This is a genomic window from Vibrio sp. TBV020 (assembly GCF_046056895.1).
Lineage (GTDB): Bacteria > Pseudomonadota > Gammaproteobacteria > Enterobacterales > Vibrionaceae > Vibrio.
Genome location: NZ_JBEEAQ010000003.1, coordinates 2,006,959 through 2,026,563, shown reverse-complemented (window position 1 = coordinate 2,026,563; position 19,605 = coordinate 2,006,959). Strand labels below are relative to the sequence as shown.

Below are 19,605 nucleotides of genomic sequence, written 5' to 3'. Positions count from 1 at the left end.
TAGCATTCCGTAATAAGCAAATGAATGCATTTGTTATTTCATTTTTCGCGGTTAATTTTTTTTTTATAGCTCATCGGTATATTGCTTAACTTAATGATTTTCAATAGAACCCAAAATTGTCTTAAACTTGATACTTATTTTTTGCGAAATTGAGGATAAACTGACTATTCGATTTGCCATTTTCACGGAGGGGTTACTATGTTTAGTCAGTCAAAAATCCTTGTATGGTATCAAGTTGCGAGCCAAAAAGTTATTTTAGGTGAAGCACTTAAGGATGAACGTCAGGATGTAATCTCTTTGTGGCTCCAAGCTCCAAAAGAAAAGCTGGCAGGGGACAGTCTTGGTTATCATCTTTCACTATTTGATGATGATGGTAGAGAAATAGGGGATAAAGCAGTCTCGATGCTCACCGCAGATGAGTTTCTCTCCCGTGCTTAAGCTCAGTTTTGTATAAATAAGGCCAGCAAAATTGCTGGCCTTATTGTTTTTGTATAGTTATGCACTTTGAATATAAGTGAATGATGCTTACTGCAATAAAAAAGCCTCTTGGCATGTACCAAGAGGCTCCTAATTCGAGGCCGAAAACGTAACGATTAAGCGCGTTTTTCTTTTAGCGTATAGTTTACATTTTCGATTTCGATGTCCGTTTTTGCCTTACATATACAAGGCAGAACTTCACGTTCTTCTGTGTAAGCCATGGCAAAACCAACGTACTCCACTTCACCGGAGATAAGTTTGCAGCGACAAGCGCCACAATGACCATCTCGACAGTTGTATTCAGGCTCCAAGCCAGCGCTTTCCATTGTTTCAAGAATGGTATTCGATGGGTGAGACTGAATCGCAGTAATTCCGTTGATTTTGATATTTGGCATTACAGTTCGAAGTCCTTAAAGTCGTCAGCGCGTACATCACTGTCAATCTGACCAACAAGGTAAGAAGAGATCTCAGCTTCTTGAGGCGCAACCTGTACGTTATCAGAAGACAACCAAGCGTTAATCCATGGGATTGGGTTTGATGTTGCTTCTGGGTAAGCGGCATCAAGACCAACAGCCTGCATACGGATGTTTGTAATGTACTCGACGTATTGGCAAAGAATGTCTTTGTTTAGACCAATCATAGAGCCGTCTTTGAATAGGTATTCTGCCCACTCTTTTTCTTGCTCTGCAGCTTCTTTAAATAGGTCGAAACACTCTTGCTTACATTCTTCTGCAATTTGCATGAATGAGAAGTCATCTTGGCCGTTACGCAGCAAGTTAATCATGTGCTGAGTACCGGTTAAGTGAAGGGCTTCATCACGAGCAATCAGTTTAATGATTTTCGCGTTACCTTCCATCAGCTCACGTTCTGCAAATGCAAATGAACAAGCGAAACTAACGTAGAAACGAATCGCTTCTAGTGCGTTAACAGACATTAGACACACGTAAAGTTTCTTCTTCAGGTCATGAAGTTTGATAGTGACTTCTTCACCATTGATCATATGCGTACCTTCGCCGTAGCGGTGGTAGTCATTGGTCAGTTGGATTAAATCATCGTAGTAACCTGAAATGTCCTTCGCGCGCTTTAGGATGTGCTCATTTTCTACGATGTCATCAAACACAAGACCCGGATCGTTTACGATGTTACGGATGATATGAGTGTACGAGCGCGAGTGAATGGTCTCAGAGAAAGACCAAGTCTCAATCCATGTCTCTACTTCTGGAAGAGAAACAAGTGGCAGTAGCGCAACGTTCGGGCTACGACCTTGAATTGAATCAAGCAATGTTTGGTATTTAAGGTTTGAGATGAAAATGTGCTTTTCATGCTCTGGAAGCTTGTTGTAGTCGATACGGTCACTAGATACGTCCACTTCTTCCGGACGCCAGAAGAAAGAAAGCTGCTTTTCGATAAGCTTTTCGAAAATCTCGAATTTTTGTTGGTCGTAACGTGCAACGTTTACCGATTGACCTAAGAACATTGGTTCTTTCAGTTGGTCATTCTTTTTTCGGTTAAAAGTACTGTAAGCCATGATGCCTCAATTCCTTTTATGCCCCTCTAGTGAGGGGCGAGTAATTTGTTAAAGCCTTGATAATCCAATTAGAGGATTATGGGTTAAATCTTACAACCGCCGCCTGCGCAATCGTCATCTTGTGGTTGTACAGCGTCTTTTTGGTCATCGCTCGCACCATCACGAGTGTTATGGTAGTAAAGCGTTTTAACGCCATATTTGTACGCTGTTAATAGATCTTGTAGCAGCTTCTTCATCGGTACTTTACCGCTTTCGAAACGCGTTGGGTCATAGTTGGTGTTCGCAGAAATTGCTTGGTCTACGAATTTTTGCATGATGCCCACAAGGTGAAGGTACCCGTCGTTAGAACCGATGTTCCAAAGTAACTCATAGTTGTCTTTGTACTCAGTAAATTCAGGCACAACTTGCTTCAAGATACCATCTTTCGAAGCTTTCACTGATACGTAACCACGTGGTGGCTCGATACCGTTAGTTGCGTTTGAGATCTGTGAAGAAGTCTCAGAAGGCATTAGGGCTGTTAGTGTTGAGTTACGTAGACCGTGAGTCACGATCTCTTCACGTAGAGCGTCCCAATCGTAATGCAGCTGTTCATCACATACTAAATCGATATCTTTCTTATACGTATCGATTGGCAGTAGGCCTTTAGCGTAGTTTGTCTCGTGGAAAGATGGACACTTGCCTTGTTCTTTCGCTAGTGCAACAGACGCTTTAAGTAGGTAGTACTGAATTGCTTCAAACGTACGGTGAGTTAGACCGTTTGCACTGCCGTCAGAGTATTTCACGCCATTCTTCGCTAGGTAGTATGCGTAGTTGATAACACCCACACCTAGAGTACGACGGTTCATTGTTGACTTGTACGCAGCCGGAAGAGGGTAGTCTTGGTAATCAAGAAGTGCATCTAGTGCTCGAACTACTAAGTCAGATAGCTCTTCGAAATCGTCTAGAGACTTAATTGCACCAAGGTTAAACGCAGACAGAGTACATAGTGCAATTTCACCAGAATCATCTTCTACATTTGTTAGAGGCTTAGTTGGCAGCGCGATCTCAAGACATAGGTTCGATTGACGTACTGGAGCAACTTCAGAGTCAAATGGACTGTGAGTGTTACAGTGGTCAACGTTTTGAATGTAGATACGACCTGTAGAAGCACGTTCTTGCATCAAGATAGAGAACATCTCGATAGCTTTAACGGTTTCTTTCTTAATTGAAGGATCGTTCTCGTACTTAACGTATAGGCGTTCGAATTCATCTTGGTTCTCAAAGAACGCATCGTATAGGCCAGGTACGTCTGATGGTGAGAACAGAGTGATGTTACCACCTTCAACCAAGCGTTGGTACATAAGGCGGTTAAGCTGAACACCGTAGTCCATGTGACGCACACGGTTTTCTTCAACACCACGGTTGTTCTTAAGAACCATAAGTGCTTGAGATTCACCATGCCATAATGGGTAGAACACAGTTGCAGCACCGCCACGAACACCACCCTGAGAACAACATTTAACTGCTGTTTGGAAGTATTTGTAGAATGGGATACAACCTGTGTGGAATGCTTCGCCACCACGGATTTCAGAACCTAGTGCACGAATGCGACCAGCGTTGATACCGATACCAGCGCGCTGAGAAACGTAACGAACAATTGAGCTTGCTGTTGCGTTGATTGAATCTAGGCTATCACCACATTCGATCAGTACACACGAGCTGAACTGACGAGTAGGAGTACGAACACCAGACATGATCGGTGTTGGTAGAGAGATCTTGAATGTAGACGTCGCATCGTAGAAACGCTTGATGTAGTCAAGACGCGTTTCTTTCGGGTAGTTAGCAAACAGACAAGCAGAAACTAGGATGTAAAGGAACTGAGCACTTTCGTAAATCTCACCAGATACACGGTTTTGAACAAAGTACTTACCTTCAAGCTGCTTAACTGCCGCGTAAGAGAAATCTAGGTCACGCTTGTGATCTAGGTATGCGTCCAGCTCATCCAGTTCCGCTTTCGTGTAGTCTTCAAGGATATGCTGATCGTATTTACCCATATCGACTAGGCGAGCAACGTGATCATATAACGTTGGTGGCTCATATTGGCCATACGCTTTTTTACGTAGGTGGAATACCGCTAGGCGTGCAGCCAAGTATTGGTAGTCTGGCGTCTCTTCAGAGATAAGGTCTGCAGCAGATTTAATGATTGTCTCATGAATATCTGATGTAGTGATGCCGTCATAGAACTGAATGTGAGCGCGTAGTTCTACTTGCGATACGGAGACGTTATCTAGACCTTCTGCGGCCCAAGTGATAACGCGATGGATCTTTTCAAGATCAATACTTTCTTTGCTGCCATTACGCTTAGTAACGGTTAGTTGTTGGTTCATTCTGCTTCATTTCCCTAACAAAACTGATAAAAGCCGTATTTTTGTGTAATTCTTGTAAAACTTGTGCCGGCTTTGTGATCAAAATCTATCTATATATTGTAGTAGCAAACACAACATATAGGGGTGTATCTGTTTTCGGGTTACAAGATAGTGCTATCAATTGTAATTTTCAAGGTGAAGATCTTGGATGACTTGTGGATAACTGACAAAATGAAAAAAAACAGTTAGTGGCTACTAACTGATAGAGTTAGTGCTGGCAATAATGCGTGAAATTACCATCTCCAGTGTGGTTTATAAGTAACCACAAACAAAAAAAAATACCTTGATCTTTTAACAAATTTGGGGGCGATAGTGGAGCTGATTAAATTGGAATCAAACCCACAAAAACTGATGAAAAAATGATTAAAAAAGGCGGTAAGCTTTCGCCACCGCCTTAGTAAAAACACAATATATAGTATGTGAAAGTTGTTAAAACTTTTGAGTGTGGACGATATAGTTAACGTCAACGTTTGAACCCAACTTATAACTGTCAGTGAGAGGGTTATAGTGAAGGCCAGTAATTCCAGTCTCAGTTAAATCAGTATGGTCAATCATTTTTATAAGTTCAGCAGGGCGAATGAACTTCTCGTGATCGTGAGTGCCTTCAGGAACAATTTTCAACAGCTTCTCTGCACCAACAATGGCAAATAAGTAAGACTTAAAGTTACGGTTAAGAGTAGAAAAGAACACATGGCCGCCTGGTTTGACTAGGGCTGCGCACGATTTAATGACTGACAGCGGGTCAGGTACGTGTTCTAGCATTTCCATACAAGTTACTACATCGTACTTGCCAGCATTTTCAACAGCATGGTCTTCAATGGTGCTTTGAATGTAGGTCAGCTTCGTTCCTGTTTCTAGCGCGTGTAAGCGAGCTACTTCTAATGGTTCTTTACCCATATCAAGGCCCGTCACAATAGCGCCTTCTTTTGCCATGCTTTCCGCCAAGATGCCACCGCCGCAGCCTACATCAAGAACGGTCTTCTCAAATAAGCCACCAGCATTATCCAGTACGTAGTTCAAGCGAAGGGGATTGATTTGATGAAGGGGTTTGAATTCACCTTCTAGATCCCACCAGCGTGAGGCCATATCTTCGAACTTTTTAATTTCGTTAGGATCGACATTTTGTGTTTGGGTCATAACAACTCTATTTATTAACCAGCTTCCTTGAATTGCACGCATTATACCCTTTCAAGCATAACACTCCATAGAGAGGATCACTTTTCTCAAAAAGCGGATGAAATGTAACCATTTATCAGCAAGATAAAATTAGAGTGTGCAAATTCTCAGCACTTGATTCACAACCAACCTCACAACCTAGTAAAAGGAGAGGGAAAGTGATGCCGAACCACTGAAAACTGTGTTATATTTTTGCACCTTAAGCGTATTGTACATACGATCTATAAATAGAGGGATAATGGCTCTATGAGCGATCTAGCGAAAGAGATCACGCCCGTAAACATTGAAGATGAGCTTCGAGGTTCATACCTAGACTATGCGATGTCAGTAATCGTTGGTCGTGCTCTTCCAGATGTGCGTGATGGCCTAAAGCCTGTACACCGCCGCGTTTTGTTCGCGATGAATGTACTAGGTAATGATTGGAATAAACCATATAAAAAATCTGCCCGTGTTGTTGGCGACGTAATTGGTAAATATCACCCACACGGTGATAGCGCTGTATACGATACTATCGTACGTATGGCTCAGCCTTTCTCGTTACGCTACATGCTGGTCGACGGTCAAGGTAACTTCGGTTCGATCGATGGTGACTCAGCGGCGGCAATGCGTTACACCGAAGTTCGCATGGCTAAAATTGCCCACGAACTATTGGCTGACCTAGACAAAGAAACTGTAGATTACGTACCTAACTACGATGGTACTGAACAGATTCCTGCAGTTCTTCCTACAAAAATTCCTAACCTATTGGTAAACGGTGCTTCTGGTATCGCAGTAGGTATGGCAACCAACATCCCACCTCACAACCTAACTGAGGTGATTGATGGCTGTCTTGCATACATCAATAATGAAGAGATCACTATTGATGAGCTGATGGACTACATTCCTGGTCCTGACTTCCCAACTGCAGCGCTGATCAGCGGACGTAAAGGCATCGTAGATGCTTATAAGACGGGCCGTGGTAAGATCTACATGCGCTCTAAAGCTGAAGTAGAAACAGACAAGAATGGTAAAGAAACCATTATTGTTACTGAAATTCCGTACCAAGTTAACAAAGCTCGTCTAATCGAGAAGATTGCAGAGCTTGTTAAAGATAAGAAAGTAGAAGGCATCAGTGCACTACGTGACGAGTCTGATAAAGACGGTATGCGTATTGTTATTGAATGTAAGCGTGACGCGGTAGGTGAAGTTGTTCTTAACAACCTATACGCAAACACTCAGCTTCAAACGACTTTCGGCATCAACATGGTGGCACTAAACAACGGTCAGCCACAGCTATTCAATCTTAAGGATATGCTGAAGTGCTTCGTTGATCACCGTCGTGAAGTTGTTACTCGTCGTACTATTTTCGAATTGCGTAAAGCTCGTGAGCGTGCGCACATCCTTGAAGGTCTTGCTCTTGCACTGGCTAACATTGATGAAATTATCGACTTGGTTCGTAACGCGCCGACACCAGCAGAAGCAAAAGCTGGCCTTGTTGCTCGTGGTTGGGATCTTGGTAACGTTGCAGCAATGCTTGAACGCGCAGGTACCGATGCAGCTCGCCCAGAGTGGCTAGAAGCGCAATACGGTATTCGCGATGGTCAATACTTCCTAACAGAAACTCAAGCGCAAGCTATCCTAGACCTACGTCTACATAAACTGACTGGCCTTGAGCACGAGAAGATCCTAGACGAGTACAAAGCACTTCTAGAAGAGATCGCAGAGCTAATGCATATTCTTGCAAGCACTGAGCGCTTGATGGAAGTGATCCGTGAAGAGCTAGAATCTGTTCGTGATGCATTTGGTGACGCTCGCCGTACTGAAATTACAGCAGCAAGCCATGACATTGACATGGAAGAGCTGATTGCACGTGAAGACGTAGTTGTGACTCTGTCACACGAAGGTTACGTTAAGTACCAAATCCTAAGCGACTACGAAGCGCAGCGTCGTGGTGGTAAAGGTAAGAGTGCAACTAAGATGAAGGAAGAGGATTACATCGAGCGTCTGCTTGTTGCGAATACTCATGACAACATCTTATGTTTCTCTACTCGCGGTAAGACTTACCGTCTGAAAGTATATCAATTGCCTCTGGCTAGCCGTACTGCTCGCGGTAAGCCAATCGTCAATATTCTTCCTCTTGAAGAAGGCGAACGTATCACTGCTATTCTACCAGTAGATGAGTTCTCACCAGAGAAGTTCATCTTTATGGCAACAGGTGATGGTACGGTTAAGAAGACATCTCTAGATCAGTTCGCAAACGTACGTGCTAATGGTCTGATTGCTGTAAACCTACGTGATGACGATTCTCTAATCGGTGTTGATATCACGAACGGTGACAGCGACATTATGTTGTTCTCTAAAGCGGGTAAAGTAGTTCGCTTTAACGAAGACAAAGTACGTGCGATGGGTCGTACAGCGGCTGGTGTTCGCGGTATGAAGCTTGCTGATGAAGACCAAGTAGTATCACTGATTGTTCCTTCAAATGAAGGTGACATCTTAACAGTGACGCAAAACGGTTACGGTAAGCGTACTGAACTTGCTGAGTACCCAACGAAAGGCCGTGCGACACAAGGTGTTGTATCGATCAAAGTTTCTGAGCGAAATGGCCCTGTAGTTGGCGCAGTACAAGTAGAAGAAGGCGACGAGATGATGATGATCACCGACGCTGGTACTCTAGTTCGTACACGTGTAGCGGAAGTAAGCCAAGTTGGTCGTAACACTCAAGGTGTAACGTTAATCCGTACTGCTGAAGACGAAAATGTTGTTGGTCTACAACGCATTGATGAAGTAGAAGAAGCGGAGCTGGTTGAAGGTGAAGAGTCTGAAGAAGTCGTGAGTACTTCTGAAGAAACAGAAGCTCCAACGCAAAGCGACGAAGACTCTCAAGAGTAACTCTTCTTAAAGTCTTATAAATGCCGAACTTTATGTTCGGCATTTTTTTGTCTAATTAAAACTGTTATCGATTATTGATCGTCATTTATATAGAAAACAAATTGAAAGTGACGACAGTCTGACGCCATAAAATTGCCGTTATAACAGATAGTTACTATTCTTTATTAATCTCTCAATATTGCGTGCATATTGTCGATTTTGGCTATAAAATTCGCAGCCTCTGTCTGTTCCTCAATCATTATCGAGACTATGAAACTGTCACTCAAACAAAAACTAATTGGTGCAAGTTTATTAGCTGTTGTGCTAATGGCGAGCGCGCTAACTTGGCTATCTGCCGATCAACTATTCCAACAAACCCGTAATGGTGTCTATTCTCGCGCTGAGAGTCTAGCGACTGCAGCTTCAGAAGGCATCTCTGACTGGATCTCTATCCGCAAAGATATTGCTTCAGCATTCAACGATTACAGCCAAGAGCTAGAAGTTGTGCCTCATCTTCAACAGGCACGTAAAGCGGGTGGCTTTGATGATATTTTCTTAGGAACACCTGAAGGTGGAATGTACCGTTCTCACCCAGAGCGCAACCGTGCAGATTACGATCCTCGAGTTCGCCCTTGGTATATTGATGCGAACGCAGCTGGCAAACAAATCGTAACGACAGCTTACAAAGACGCTATTACAAACGCACTACTTGTAACGATTGCAGAACCAGTTCGCCGTAATGGTCAGTTTGTCGGTGTTGTTGGTGCAGACGTACTGATTGACCAGCTAATCGAAGACGTAATTAGCCTTGATGCTGGTGAAAATGCTTATGCGATGCTTATTGACGCTCAAGACGGCACGTTCCTAGCGCACCCTGATAAAGCGCTTTCACTTAAGCCTGTAACGGAACTATCTAACAAGTTTAACCTACGCTCAATCGAAGAGTATGCAAACTCTGGAACGATCGAAATCATTGAGCGTAATGGTAAAGAGAAGCTGTACTTCTTTAGCAAAATCCCAGATACACAATGGATCTTTGCTATCGAAATGGACCGCGCGACAGAAGAAGCAGGGCATAGCGAACTGCTGAAAAGCCTAATTACCATGGCTATTGTGATTACAATTATTGTTATTGCCGTGGTTTCTTGGTTAGTGAGTTTCTTGTTCCGTGACTTGGTTCGCGTGTCTGATGCATTAGAAGAGATCGCATCGGGTGAAGGTGATCTGACTCAACGTCTAGAACCGCGTAGCGACGATGAAGTAGGTCAACTTGCGACAAACTTTAATACCTTTGTGGGCAATATGCACGAAATGGTATCGAAGCTAAGTGTCGTTTCAACGTCACTGTCAGAACAGTCGAAATTAACGGCGCAGCAAGCAGAAGAACGTAGTGCTCGTATCCGCCTACAACAAGACGAAATCAACATGGTGGCGACAGCTATCAACGAGATGGCTGCAGCAACACAAGAAATTGCGGGTAATGCAGATAATACTGCACAGAACTCTTCTGAAGCAGTAACGGCATGTGTTCATGGTGGCGAGCAAGTTGTACAGACGCAAAGCTCTATCCAAAACCTAGCAACAGAAGTACAAGTTGCAACTGAAGTGATTCAAGAGCTAGAAGTTCACGGTAATAGCATCAACACTATTTTGTCGACTATCCAAGACATCGCTGAGCAAACGAACTTACTAGCGCTTAACGCAGCAATTGAAGCAGCACGTGCAGGTGAGCAAGGACGTGGCTTCGCTGTTGTTGCTGACGAAGTTCGTGTATTGAGCCAGCGTACTCATGCTTCTACTCAAGAGATTCAGCAAATGATCGAAACATTGCAGGGTACGACGAGCAAAGCAGTTAACATTATGGGTGATAGTCGCCAGCTTGCGGATACGAGTGTAACGGATGCTGACTCTGCTGCAGTGAGCTTAACGCAAATCCAAACTGCGGTAGAGCGTATCAGTGATATGGCTACCCAGATTGCTTCAGCTGCTGAAGAACAAGCGTCAGTAACCTCAGAAATTACTCGTAATACTGTAGGTATTCGCGATGTATCGAACGAGCTTGCTGATGAAGCGCACGATGCAGCGGATCAAGCAGCTCAGTTGTCTCAGCTTTCTCATGAACTTGAGCAAGAGATTCAGCGCTTTAAGCTGTAATCGTAAATAATTCAAACTCTTAAGCCTCGAACGTTCGGGGCTTTTTTATATGTATTACTTTTCCATATTGGAAATATGGGCTGTACATAATTTCAATAGTGGACATGGTTGAAGTTGGATAAAATCCTTAAAAACAATAAGGAATAAATCCATGTCTGATACTCTAAATGCCTTTCAGCAACGTGTTGCCCAAATAGTCACAGACGCGACACTTTCACCAAAACAGAAAAACCAATTTCTTGCTCTAGAAGCGGAAGCAAGTTTACCTTACATGGCCGTCTCTTCTGAAGTACGTCAGGCAATAGATGAAGGTATTCTATGTGATATGTTTGAAGGGCACGCCCCATTCAAGCCGCGTTATGTGTTACCGGATTATGCAAAGTTCCTTAAACAAGGCTCTTCATACCTCGAGCTTGATGCCGCTACCGACTTTGATGATGCATTAAACCTTTTGACTATCATCTATCATCATGTCCCATCAGTGACCAATATTCCTGTTTATCTTGGCCAGTTAGATGATGTGCTGCTGCCGTATGTTGGTGAGCTTGATGAGCAACAGATCTACACCAAGTTAAAACGATTTTGGATCATGCTTGATAGAACGCTGCCAGATGCGTTTATGCACGTTAATATTGGCCCAACAGACAACATCATCTGCCGTACCATTTTACGTGTAGACGCAGAGCTGAAACAAATTGCGCCAAATCTAACGTTTATGTACGACCCATCAATCACTCCTGATAACTTATTACGTCAGGCGACGAGCAATATTTGTGAGTGTAGTAAGCCACATATCGCGAACTACCCGATGCATGCTCACTCATACGGTGATAAAAAGTTTGGGATTGTAAGCTGTTATAACTCTTTACCGCTTGCTGGTGGATCAAATACATTGGTTCGCATGAACCTAAAAGAGATTGCATTGCGTTCTGAAAACCGCACAGATTTTCTAGATTACGTTTTGCCACAATACAGTAAAACAATGGCAGAGTTAATGGATGCTCGTAGCAGTCATTTGCATGAAAAATCTAATTTCTTCAAAGGCTTCTTAACCACGGAAGGATTGATCGAAGAAAGTCGTTTTGCTCCAATGTTTGGTATTTATGGCATGGCGGAAGCGGTGAATATTCTCCTTGAGAAAGAAGGTTGTGAAGATAAGTATGGTCATAGCGAGCGCGCAAACCGTTTAGGATTAGCTATTTCAGAGAAACTGGCACACCTAGTTGATACGACTCCGGTGAAGTATGGGTTAGATGGAAAAGCGTTGCTTCATGCACAAGGTGGAATCAGCTTAGATGAGGGCGTAACACCAGGGGTACGCATTCCTTATGGAACTGAACCAGACCCGGTTTCTTATGTTCAAGCCACTGCTCATCACCATAAATACTATACGTCAGGGATTAGCGATATTCTGACAATTGATGAAACGGTTAAATCTAACCCAGAAGCAATGTTCAACTTGTGCAAGGGAGCAATCAACCTAGGTTTCCGCGAGTTTACCGCCAATGTTGCATCGAATGACCTAGTACGCGTGACTGGCTACATGATCAAGTTGTCAGACATTAATAAATTTGCTGAAGAGGGGTCACGCAAAAATACGACGTTCCTTGGTGCAGAAGCAGCGAAAAACACCGGTATATTAGACCGTGCGCCACGTGTTGTGAGTATGGAATCTTCACCAGTATATGAATAGTAGTGATTGAGCATGAATCACGAAAAGCAGGCTAAAGTTAGTCGAATCTTAAATTTTTCCTGCGTAGATGGGCCAGGCAATCGTCTGGTCATCTTCTTGCAAGGCTGTAACTTTAATTGTCTTAACTGCCATAATCCACACACCATCAATCACTGCAATCATTGTGGCGACTGCGTGGGATCCTGCCCAGCTAAGGCGCTGAGTGTTGATGAAAAACAACGAGTCGTGTGGGATGCATCAAAATGTACTCATTGCGATAAGTGCCTCGATGTGTGTGGACATAAGTCAAACCCCAAGATCACGCACTATACCGTGACCGAAATGATGCAACTTATCAAACGTCAAAGCTTTTTCATCAGTGGGGTGACTGTTTCAGGCGGAGAGGCAACGTTACAACTGCCGTTCATCATCCAATTATTTGAAGCGATTAAAGCTGACCAACAACTCAGCCACTTAACCTGTTTTATCGACAGCAATGGCTATTTAACTCGCTCTGGATGGGACCGCGTAAGCCATGTACTAGATGGTGTCATGATCGACTTAAAATCGTGGCAAGAAGAAACCCATCAATGGTTAGTTGGCAGAGATAATCATAGAGTGCTTGAGTCTGTAAAATATTTGGCCAAGCTTGGTAAGCTACATGAACTACGTTTACTGCACATACCGGGTAAGAGTGACTTAGATATTGAATTATTAAGTACGATTAATCTTATCCAATCATTGCCTAAAGATGTGAATATCCGCTTGAATGCGTTTCAGCATCACGGGGTCGTTGGAGAAGCATTAGATTGGGAAAAATGCTCAGAACAAGAGATGGAAAGGTTTCACTCTTTGTTATCCTGTCACGTTGAGCAGCAAATTCAATTACCAACAATCTATACCTAGTCGCACTCCGTCCATTGTCTATACAGCCAGTGTAGCGCAGGGTCGTTTAAGCTGGCTTGATTCCAAACTAGACTGTAGGCAACCTTACCATACTCAAAAGGCAGCGCTTTGATCACAAGGCCTTTCGCTTGCAGTGATTGTTCTGCCCATTTCTTTGAGCATGTAAATAGGTAATCACTTTGATGACACATCACGGCAGCGGCGCCAAAGTCTGCCACTGACATTACCACCTTGCGCGAACCATGGCGTTGGGTCAGATTTTGTTCGAAATAGGGCTCCGACAAATCTTTATCCAAGATCCCAATATGTTGATAGGCTAGGTAATCGTCTGTGCTAAGTGTGGTATCTGCGAGCGGGTGATTCTTTGCCATAAGACAGACCATCTCATCAGACAATATTTGTTTCCACATTAGCTCTCTGCTTCGGGTAGGAGGCTGGCTTATATCGTGCGGAAGAATCATAAAGTCCACTTGCCCACGAGTAAGGGCATCGAAACTCAATTGTTCCTTGGCATACACTTTAATGCCGCGAGATACGTCCAACTGTTTGGTGAGCATAGCGATTTTACCTGAGAACAACTCAAACGTGCTTTCTCGCATTGAAAGAGAGATCTCACCAGTAAACTCACTTGGATTAAATTCCCCTTGATGAAGAATACCGTTCATGCTGGATAAAATTTTATGTACTTCAGGGCCAATACTAAGGGCAAAAGCGGTTGGAACCAGTTGGCCTCCATCGCGGTAGAAAAGTTCGTCACGAAGTTGCTCGCGTAGTTGGCTCAGTGTTTTGCTAACACTAGATGGGGTAACGCAAAGTATGTTCGCTGCGCTAGTTACACTGTGCGTGCTTAATAGGACATGTAGAACGGTTAAGTGCTTTAAGCTGATACGTGAAAGCGCAAGATAATCCATAGAAGTCAAAGATTAGGGGAAACTTGCTATTTATAACCTTATCGAGCAGTGATTGATAGGAGTTTGTCTCCAACAAAGGAGAAAGTTTGTTAAGTTACGCCTAGGGAAGAGGGGCGGAGTGAAGTGAGCTTATAAAAACGCGCCCCATGTTGGAGCGCGTTGTTTTAAGTAATTGATAAATCATAGAGAATTTAATCAATCAAGCCGTATTCTTTTCCAAGAATATCAATGATCTCTTGCTTTGGATTAGAGCTTAGTTTGATTTTCTGACCTGTGATTTTCTCAGCGATGCCAATGTAAGTACGAGAAATATCCTGCAATGCTTTTAGCGGTAGAGCGTTGTCTCTCGCTAGTGCTTCACGCTCGTCCATTCGTTCTTTGTTAAGCAGAATGTCTGGATCAGGGAAGTGGTTAAGCAAGAACTGACGGAAACCTTCTTTTGAGTTCTCTACGATGTTACCAGTGTTGTATTCGTCTTCATCCCAAATACGTGATGAATCAGGTGTGCCTACTTCATCCATGTAGATTAGCTTTTCATTGCCTGCTGCGTCATTCACGTAGCCGAACTCGAATTTGGTATCGACAAAGATTTGATCAACCTCTGCTAATGCATTGCTGATAACCACAAAGCCTTCACGCAATAGCTTCTCGTATTGAGCAATATCTTCTGCCTTAGAGAAATTGAATGATGCAAAGCTGTCTTCAATATTTTTACGTGTAATGTTCACATCATCAGCTTCTGGTACGCCAGGAATCCCTTTAAGGATACCTTTTGTTGACGGTGTCATTAACAGTTCTGGAAGTGCTTTGTCTTTCTCAAGACCTTCAGGCAACTCAATACCGCAAAATTCGCGTTCACCTTTTTCGTATGCGCGCCACATAGAACCCGTGATGTATTGACGGCAAATTGCCTCAATCATAATTGGCTTGGCTTTTTGAACAATCCATACGAATGGGTGGGGGATATCAAGAATGTGGCTATCTGCAAGACCATTCTCTTTAAATAGTTTAAACCAATGGTTCGAGATTGCGTTGAGAGCAGCACCTTTACCCGGAACACCTTTTAAACCGCCTTCCGCATGCCAAATGCAGTCAAACGCAGAGATTCGATCACTGATCACCATGATCGCTAATGGCGCGTCAGGGGCAACGTCGTAGCCTTTTTCTTTGATTAGGCGTTTGCTGTCTTCTTCAGTAAGCCAGTAAACAGAGCGAACCTTGCCACTGTGGACAGGTTTATCGGTACGAATTGGAAGATCATCATTTACGGCAAGAACTTGGTCAGCGAGACTCATCTAGACATTCCTATCTTAAGCAACGTGGAAATTATCAACGGAGATAATAGATTTGAGTCGCATGATACCAGAACTATTTAGAGCTTCCAGAGAAAAAGCAAACGTTTGCTAAATTTTTATATGGGCGAGAGGATTAGGCGTAAATGAGAGAAAAGAAAAGCCCCCTCAAACAAGAGGGGGCAAAGGCAGTGTTTATCGTTGAGCTTGTTAATGGTACTGGTTAACTCTGCCCTCAACGAAGAAGACTTCACACTGGAACTGAAGTGCAAGACTTTTTAGAAGGCTTTGCTCAACAGGAGAAACATTGGTTGATGCAACTACAGCACTCGCATTACCAGATTCAATGGCTTTCTTTACGATTTCAAATTCAGTTTGAGTGTGAGAAGGCTTCATTTGAATAATTTTTTTGCAGCTGACATGAGAAGCAGCAAATTGATCATAGTTTGGGCGAGGACATTCGGCTGTAAAAAGAATCCACTGACTTTGCCCAGACAGACCGGCAAGACGGTGAAGAGTGTTGTTATCAATGTTCATTGGCTGCGTCGGTTGTGCAAGAACATTAAACTTTGAAAATGTGCGAGCTGAGTGTTGTGCCTGAATCATAATAACTGTTCCTTTGTACATGCTGTATGTCTATACAGTAGTTATTTTGGTTTATATGATCAAGTGTTTTTTGAGCGAAATTTCATCGCCCGAGAAAGGCTTTAAGTCTAAGATTGGTCTTAACTTTCTGATTTATAATAAATAACTGGGTTTTGGTATAAGTTGTATTGACTAGCGGTAGAAAATGGAAAATGTGAGGGATGCACGGATTTTATACAGTGCTGTACAGTAGGTACGGTACAACACTGTATAGACAGGAGAAGGAATTAGATGGGGGAATTACAGAAAACGTTCTGGAAAATCACTAAATATTGCGTCGAGATCCATACGATGCTTAAGTAAATTTGGGTTGTTAACTGTATAGCACCAAACTTGGAAACCTTGTTTGTGAAGCGTCTCAATTTGCTGACGATTTACCCATCGGTAATTTAGGTTGTAACTGAACGCATTTATCTCATGAAGTAAACGAATGTGCTGTTGCTTGAAGCGTTCTGCAAGCACGCCAATACGAATATCAGGTAATGTTTGACGGACTTGTTTTAAAACGTCATGGTCGAAACTTGATATCAGGATACGAGATTGATTCAGCTTTCCCTGCTCGAGCGCTTCGACTAGTTGTTCGCACACCGCGTTTTTGTCATGGCGATCCACCTTAATCTCTAAATTCAGTTCGATTTGATTATCGTGTGCAAATTCGAGAAGCTCACTCAGCGTCATAATGGTTTGCGTTGTGTGAGAAGAGTGAAATCGAGCGCCGAAATCGAGTTGTCTTAATTGAGATAACGTAAGGGAGTCGACTCTACCAGTACCATTACTGCAACGATCTACTGTATGGTCATGGCAAACAACCAAGTGCCCATCCAAAGAAGGTTGGATATCTACTTCAATCCACTTTAAACCAAGTTCAATGGCTTCTGTGAAGCTGGCTTTAGTATTTTCTGGAAAGCGTCCTGCTACGCCTCGGTGTCCGACAATAATCATAGTAAACACTTATTAAATAATAGTGCCGTCTAGAGTACTCCCAAATTCCGAATTTGAGTAGATTAAGTCGTAGCTATTCGTTGATGATTCTGACACTATCGCCCAATAAATTATAAAATAATTACAACAACGAGAAGTTACTTTGAACGCTGAAAATAAAGCTGCTTGGATACTGGTTGCGACCACTGCATTAGCGGGCCTTGGATGGATCTTTTCAAAAGAAACGATTCAAGGGTTACCGCCATTCGGGTTTGTAGGACTCCGGTTTTTGGTCGCATCGATCTGCTTACTCCCATTGTGCTTTAAACAAGTACGTCAATTGACCCGTCACCTCCTTTTTCAAGCTTTAGGGGGAGGGTTGATCCTCGCTCTTGCTTTGCTAAGTTGGGTATACGCGATTTCGATAAGTGAAACTCTGGGCGAGGGCGCGTTTATTGTCAGCCTTTCGATGATTATTGTGCCAATCATCGCTTGGGTACTCTATAAAGAGAGGCCAAAGCGCGCATTTTGGTTCTCGATGCCGATAGCAATCAGTGGCTTAGCTATGTTGTCTCTGACCAATGGTTGGAACATTTCAAGTGGTCAAATCTGGTTCTTTGCCAACGCTTGTTTATTGGCTCTTCATTTCAATGTAAATAGTAAACTGGCGCAGAAGATCCCGGTGTTACTGCTCACAGCAATTCAGTTGTTCGTGACGGGTGTGATTGCGTTAATTGCTTCTGCGTTGTTTGAATCTGTACCTACGTCTATTGAACCGTCAATCTGGGGATGGTTTGCACTAAGCGCTTTGCTCGCGACTAGTCTTAGATACGTCATGCAGACCTTGGGACAAAAGGGGTGTAACCCAGGCAATGCAGCATTGATTATGTTGCTTGAGCCGATCTGGACGGTGATTCTGAGTATCGTTTGGTATGGAGAGCAACTTTCGAGAAATAAACTAATCGGATGTAGCTTGATTCTACTTGCGCTTATTTTTTATCGTACGGACGGAAAGCTTTTGAAGTTTGGTCAACGAAACTCTTAGCTATAAACCGCGCTCACAGATTAGAGCTATTACTCTTTATTGTGTTAAACCACCTTGCTATCGTTAAATGTAAATTAAATGTTAACAGGGTGCGTTGTGAAACTTCATGCTATAGACGGGTATATTCAAACTATTTACTTAGCAGAGTACTCAGACAAACTTATGCTACTTGATGGGGCATCCCGAGCGGATATTTCGTACATCAAACAATTTATCACTCACGATCTGCAACGATCCTTTAGTGATTTATCCGTTGTTGTCGTTACCCACATGCACCCTGACCACGCGGGGGCAGCACACAAGCTTAGAGCATTAACTGGCTGCAAGATTGTTTCAGCCAAGCGCGATCATCACTGGTATGGTGGGTTTGATGGTTTCATGATGCATTTAACAGACTTATTGTTGGCAAGGTGGGTTGCCAATCGAAAACGCAAGCCAAAACGTAACCTTTGGTATTCTCGAAAGCTTCATCCAGATATTGCGCTGAGTGATGGCCAAACCATTCCTGGTTTTGATGATTGGGTCATATTGGAAACGCCAGGGCATACTGATCGAGACCTATCTTTACACAATCCGAGTGAGGGCATCCTCTACGTTGCTGATCTTATGGTCGAGGTCAAGAACAAGCTTATTTCGCCATTCCCAGTCTTTCATCCCAATAAATACAAAGCCTCCATTAAACGGGTATATAACTTAGACCCCGAGATTTTGCTTATTGCCCATGGCGGTAGGGTAAACTTTGACGAGCAAGCGTATCACCACCTGATTAATACGGCACCACGAACTCCCTCTACTCACTGGCGTACGACAAAGACCAAACTAACCAGTTTGATTAACTCTATATGGAAGAGTGGATTGACCCAACGCAAATAAAGCGAGGAATTCAGTACAGGATCGTTGTTTTGCCGTTGGGTTGAGATTAGAATGCGAACCCTTTTCAATTGTACTGTTATTCTCATGTCCCGAATTTTAGTTGTCGACGATGATATTGAACTCTGTGAACTACTGACTGATGTATTAGAAGCGGAAGGCTACGAAGTGGAGAGTGTTCACTGCGGAGAAAGTGCCCTGAAATACATTGAAAAGAAACCAGTTGACCTTGTTCTACTCGACGTAATGTTGCCTAAATTGAGTGGTATGCAGGTAGCCCGTAAGATTTGCCAGCGATTTGCGACGCCTATACTCATGTTGACGGCGCTCAACGATGAAGAGTCGATGCTAGATGGTTACCAGTCTGGTGCTGACCAATATATTCCGAAGCCATTCAAAGTGCCTGAGCTTCTCATGCGCATCAAAGCGATTTTTCGACGAGTAGGGTTAGAGAAACAACGCCAATCAATGAGCTTTGAAGATCAGGGTGTCGTTTCGCAAATACCAGCTCTACCGCTGACAGGTACTGAATCTGACTTACTTAATTATTTAGTAAGCCGTGAAAGTGTGGTGGTATCAAAATCGGAACTGCAAATTGAAGTACTGAAAAAAGAGTTAAGCCCGTTTGACCGTAACTTAGATATGCATGTAAGCAATCTTCGTCGTAAGTTCATTGAAGCGGGTTTATCTAAGCAGCACATCAAAACAGTGCGCGGGCAAGGGTATAGCTTTGTCGGTAATGTGAGTCGATAG

The 19,605-nt window shown here is 43.2% G+C and carries 16 protein-coding genes; 8 read left to right on the top strand and 8 right to left on the bottom strand.

The window, feature by feature from the left end; all coding sequences use genetic code 11:
* The first annotated feature begins 198 nt into the window (after positions 1-198).
* A complete protein-coding gene (locus AAFX28_RS17390) occupies positions 199-438 on the top strand; it encodes a hypothetical protein (protein ID WP_408689509.1) in 240 nt (79 codons plus the stop codon).
* Between the two features lie 155 nt (positions 439-593).
* On the opposite strand, the gene yfaE is transcribed toward AAFX28_RS17390, so the two are convergent.
* The 4 genes from yfaE to ubiG all read right to left on the bottom strand — a co-directional run bounded on the left by yfaE (position 594) and on the right by ubiG (position 5,547).
* The gene (gene yfaE / locus AAFX28_RS17385) at positions 594-872 is read right to left on the bottom strand and encodes a class I ribonucleotide reductase maintenance protein YfaE (RefSeq protein WP_408689507.1); all 279 of its coding nucleotides are present in this window, start codon (positions 870-872) and stop codon (positions 594-596) included.
* Positions 872-2,005 (bottom strand): class Ia ribonucleoside-diphosphate reductase subunit beta, encoded by a 1,134-nt coding sequence (gene nrdB, locus AAFX28_RS17380; RefSeq protein ID WP_408689506.1) that lies wholly within the window; start codon positions 2,003-2,005, stop codon positions 872-874. Before nrdB ends, yfaE begins: the two co-directional genes overlap by 1 nt.
* Before the next feature lie 83 nt (positions 2,006-2,088).
* Positions 2,089-4,371 carry a class 1a ribonucleoside-diphosphate reductase subunit alpha gene (gene nrdA, locus AAFX28_RS17375; protein ID WP_408689504.1) on the bottom strand — a complete coding sequence of 761 codons (2,283 nt, stop codon included), beginning with the start codon at positions 4,369-4,371 and terminating at the stop codon, positions 2,089-2,091.
* A 468-nt stretch (positions 4,372-4,839) separates the two neighbouring features.
* On the bottom strand, positions 4,840-5,547 hold the full coding sequence (gene ubiG, locus AAFX28_RS17370; protein ID WP_408689502.1) for a bifunctional 2-polyprenyl-6-hydroxyphenol methylase/3-demethylubiquinol 3-O-methyltransferase UbiG: 708 nt from the start codon (positions 5,545-5,547) through the stop codon (positions 4,840-4,842).
* Positions 5,548-5,832: 285 nt separating this feature from the next.
* Here ubiG and gyrA point away from each other — a divergent pair, with 285 nt between their 5' ends.
* The 4 genes from gyrA to AAFX28_RS17350 all read left to right on the top strand — a co-directional run bounded on the left by gyrA (position 5,833) and on the right by AAFX28_RS17350 (position 13,168).
* Positions 5,833-8,457 (top strand): DNA topoisomerase (ATP-hydrolyzing) subunit A, encoded by a 2,625-nt coding sequence (gene gyrA / locus AAFX28_RS17365; RefSeq protein WP_408689501.1) that lies wholly within the window; start codon positions 5,833-5,835, stop codon positions 8,455-8,457.
* Between the two features lie 249 nt (positions 8,458-8,706).
* Positions 8,707-10,590 carry a methyl-accepting chemotaxis protein gene (locus AAFX28_RS17360; RefSeq protein ID WP_408689499.1) on the top strand — a complete coding sequence of 628 codons (1,884 nt, stop codon included), beginning with the start codon at positions 8,707-8,709 and terminating at the stop codon, positions 10,588-10,590.
* 151 nt (positions 10,591-10,741) lie between these two features.
* Complete coding sequence (locus AAFX28_RS17355) at positions 10,742-12,283, top strand: YjjI family glycine radical enzyme (RefSeq protein WP_408689497.1); 1,542 nt, start codon at positions 10,742-10,744, stop codon at positions 12,281-12,283.
* A gap of 12 nt (positions 12,284-12,295) precedes the next feature.
* Positions 12,296-13,168: a YjjW family glycine radical enzyme activase gene (locus tag AAFX28_RS17350; protein WP_408689495.1), complete on the top strand. Its 873-nt coding sequence runs from the start codon at positions 12,296-12,298 to the stop codon at positions 13,166-13,168.
* On the opposite strand, the gene AAFX28_RS17345 is transcribed toward AAFX28_RS17350, so the two are convergent.
* From AAFX28_RS17345 to AAFX28_RS17330, 4 genes are all read right to left on the bottom strand, one after another.
* Positions 13,165-14,079: a LysR family transcriptional regulator gene (locus AAFX28_RS17345; protein WP_408689494.1), complete on the bottom strand. Its 915-nt coding sequence runs from the start codon at positions 14,077-14,079 to the stop codon at positions 13,165-13,167. The two genes, AAFX28_RS17350 and AAFX28_RS17345, sit on opposite strands and share 4 nt — an antisense overlap.
* Before the next feature lie 191 nt (positions 14,080-14,270).
* On the bottom strand, positions 14,271-15,374 hold the full coding sequence (locus AAFX28_RS17340) for a phosphoribosylaminoimidazolesuccinocarboxamide synthase (protein ID WP_408689493.1): 1,104 nt from the start codon (positions 15,372-15,374) through the stop codon (positions 14,271-14,273).
* A gap of 207 nt (positions 15,375-15,581) precedes the next feature.
* On the bottom strand, positions 15,582-15,977 hold the full coding sequence (locus AAFX28_RS17335; RefSeq protein ID WP_408689491.1) for a hypothetical protein: 396 nt from the start codon (positions 15,975-15,977) through the stop codon (positions 15,582-15,584).
* A gap of 279 nt (positions 15,978-16,256) precedes the next feature.
* Entirely contained in the window at positions 16,257-16,958 is a 702-nt protein-coding gene (locus tag AAFX28_RS17330; RefSeq protein WP_408689490.1) for a glycerophosphodiester phosphodiesterase, read from the bottom strand.
* 142 nt (positions 16,959-17,100) lie between these two features.
* Here AAFX28_RS17330 and AAFX28_RS17325 point away from each other — a divergent pair, with 142 nt between their 5' ends.
* The 3 genes from AAFX28_RS17325 to AAFX28_RS17315 all read left to right on the top strand — a co-directional run bounded on the left by AAFX28_RS17325 (position 17,101) and on the right by AAFX28_RS17315 (position 19,605).
* Positions 17,101-17,982: a DMT family transporter gene (locus AAFX28_RS17325; protein ID WP_408689488.1), complete on the top strand. Its 882-nt coding sequence runs from the start codon at positions 17,101-17,103 to the stop codon at positions 17,980-17,982.
* A 96-nt stretch (positions 17,983-18,078) separates the two neighbouring features.
* A complete protein-coding gene (locus AAFX28_RS17320) occupies positions 18,079-18,855 on the top strand; it encodes an MBL fold metallo-hydrolase (RefSeq protein ID WP_408689486.1) in 777 nt (258 codons plus the stop codon).
* An 84-nt stretch (positions 18,856-18,939) separates the two neighbouring features.
* Positions 18,940-19,605 carry a response regulator transcription factor gene (locus tag AAFX28_RS17315; protein ID WP_408689484.1) on the top strand — a complete coding sequence of 222 codons (666 nt, stop codon included), beginning with the start codon at positions 18,940-18,942 and terminating at the stop codon, positions 19,603-19,605.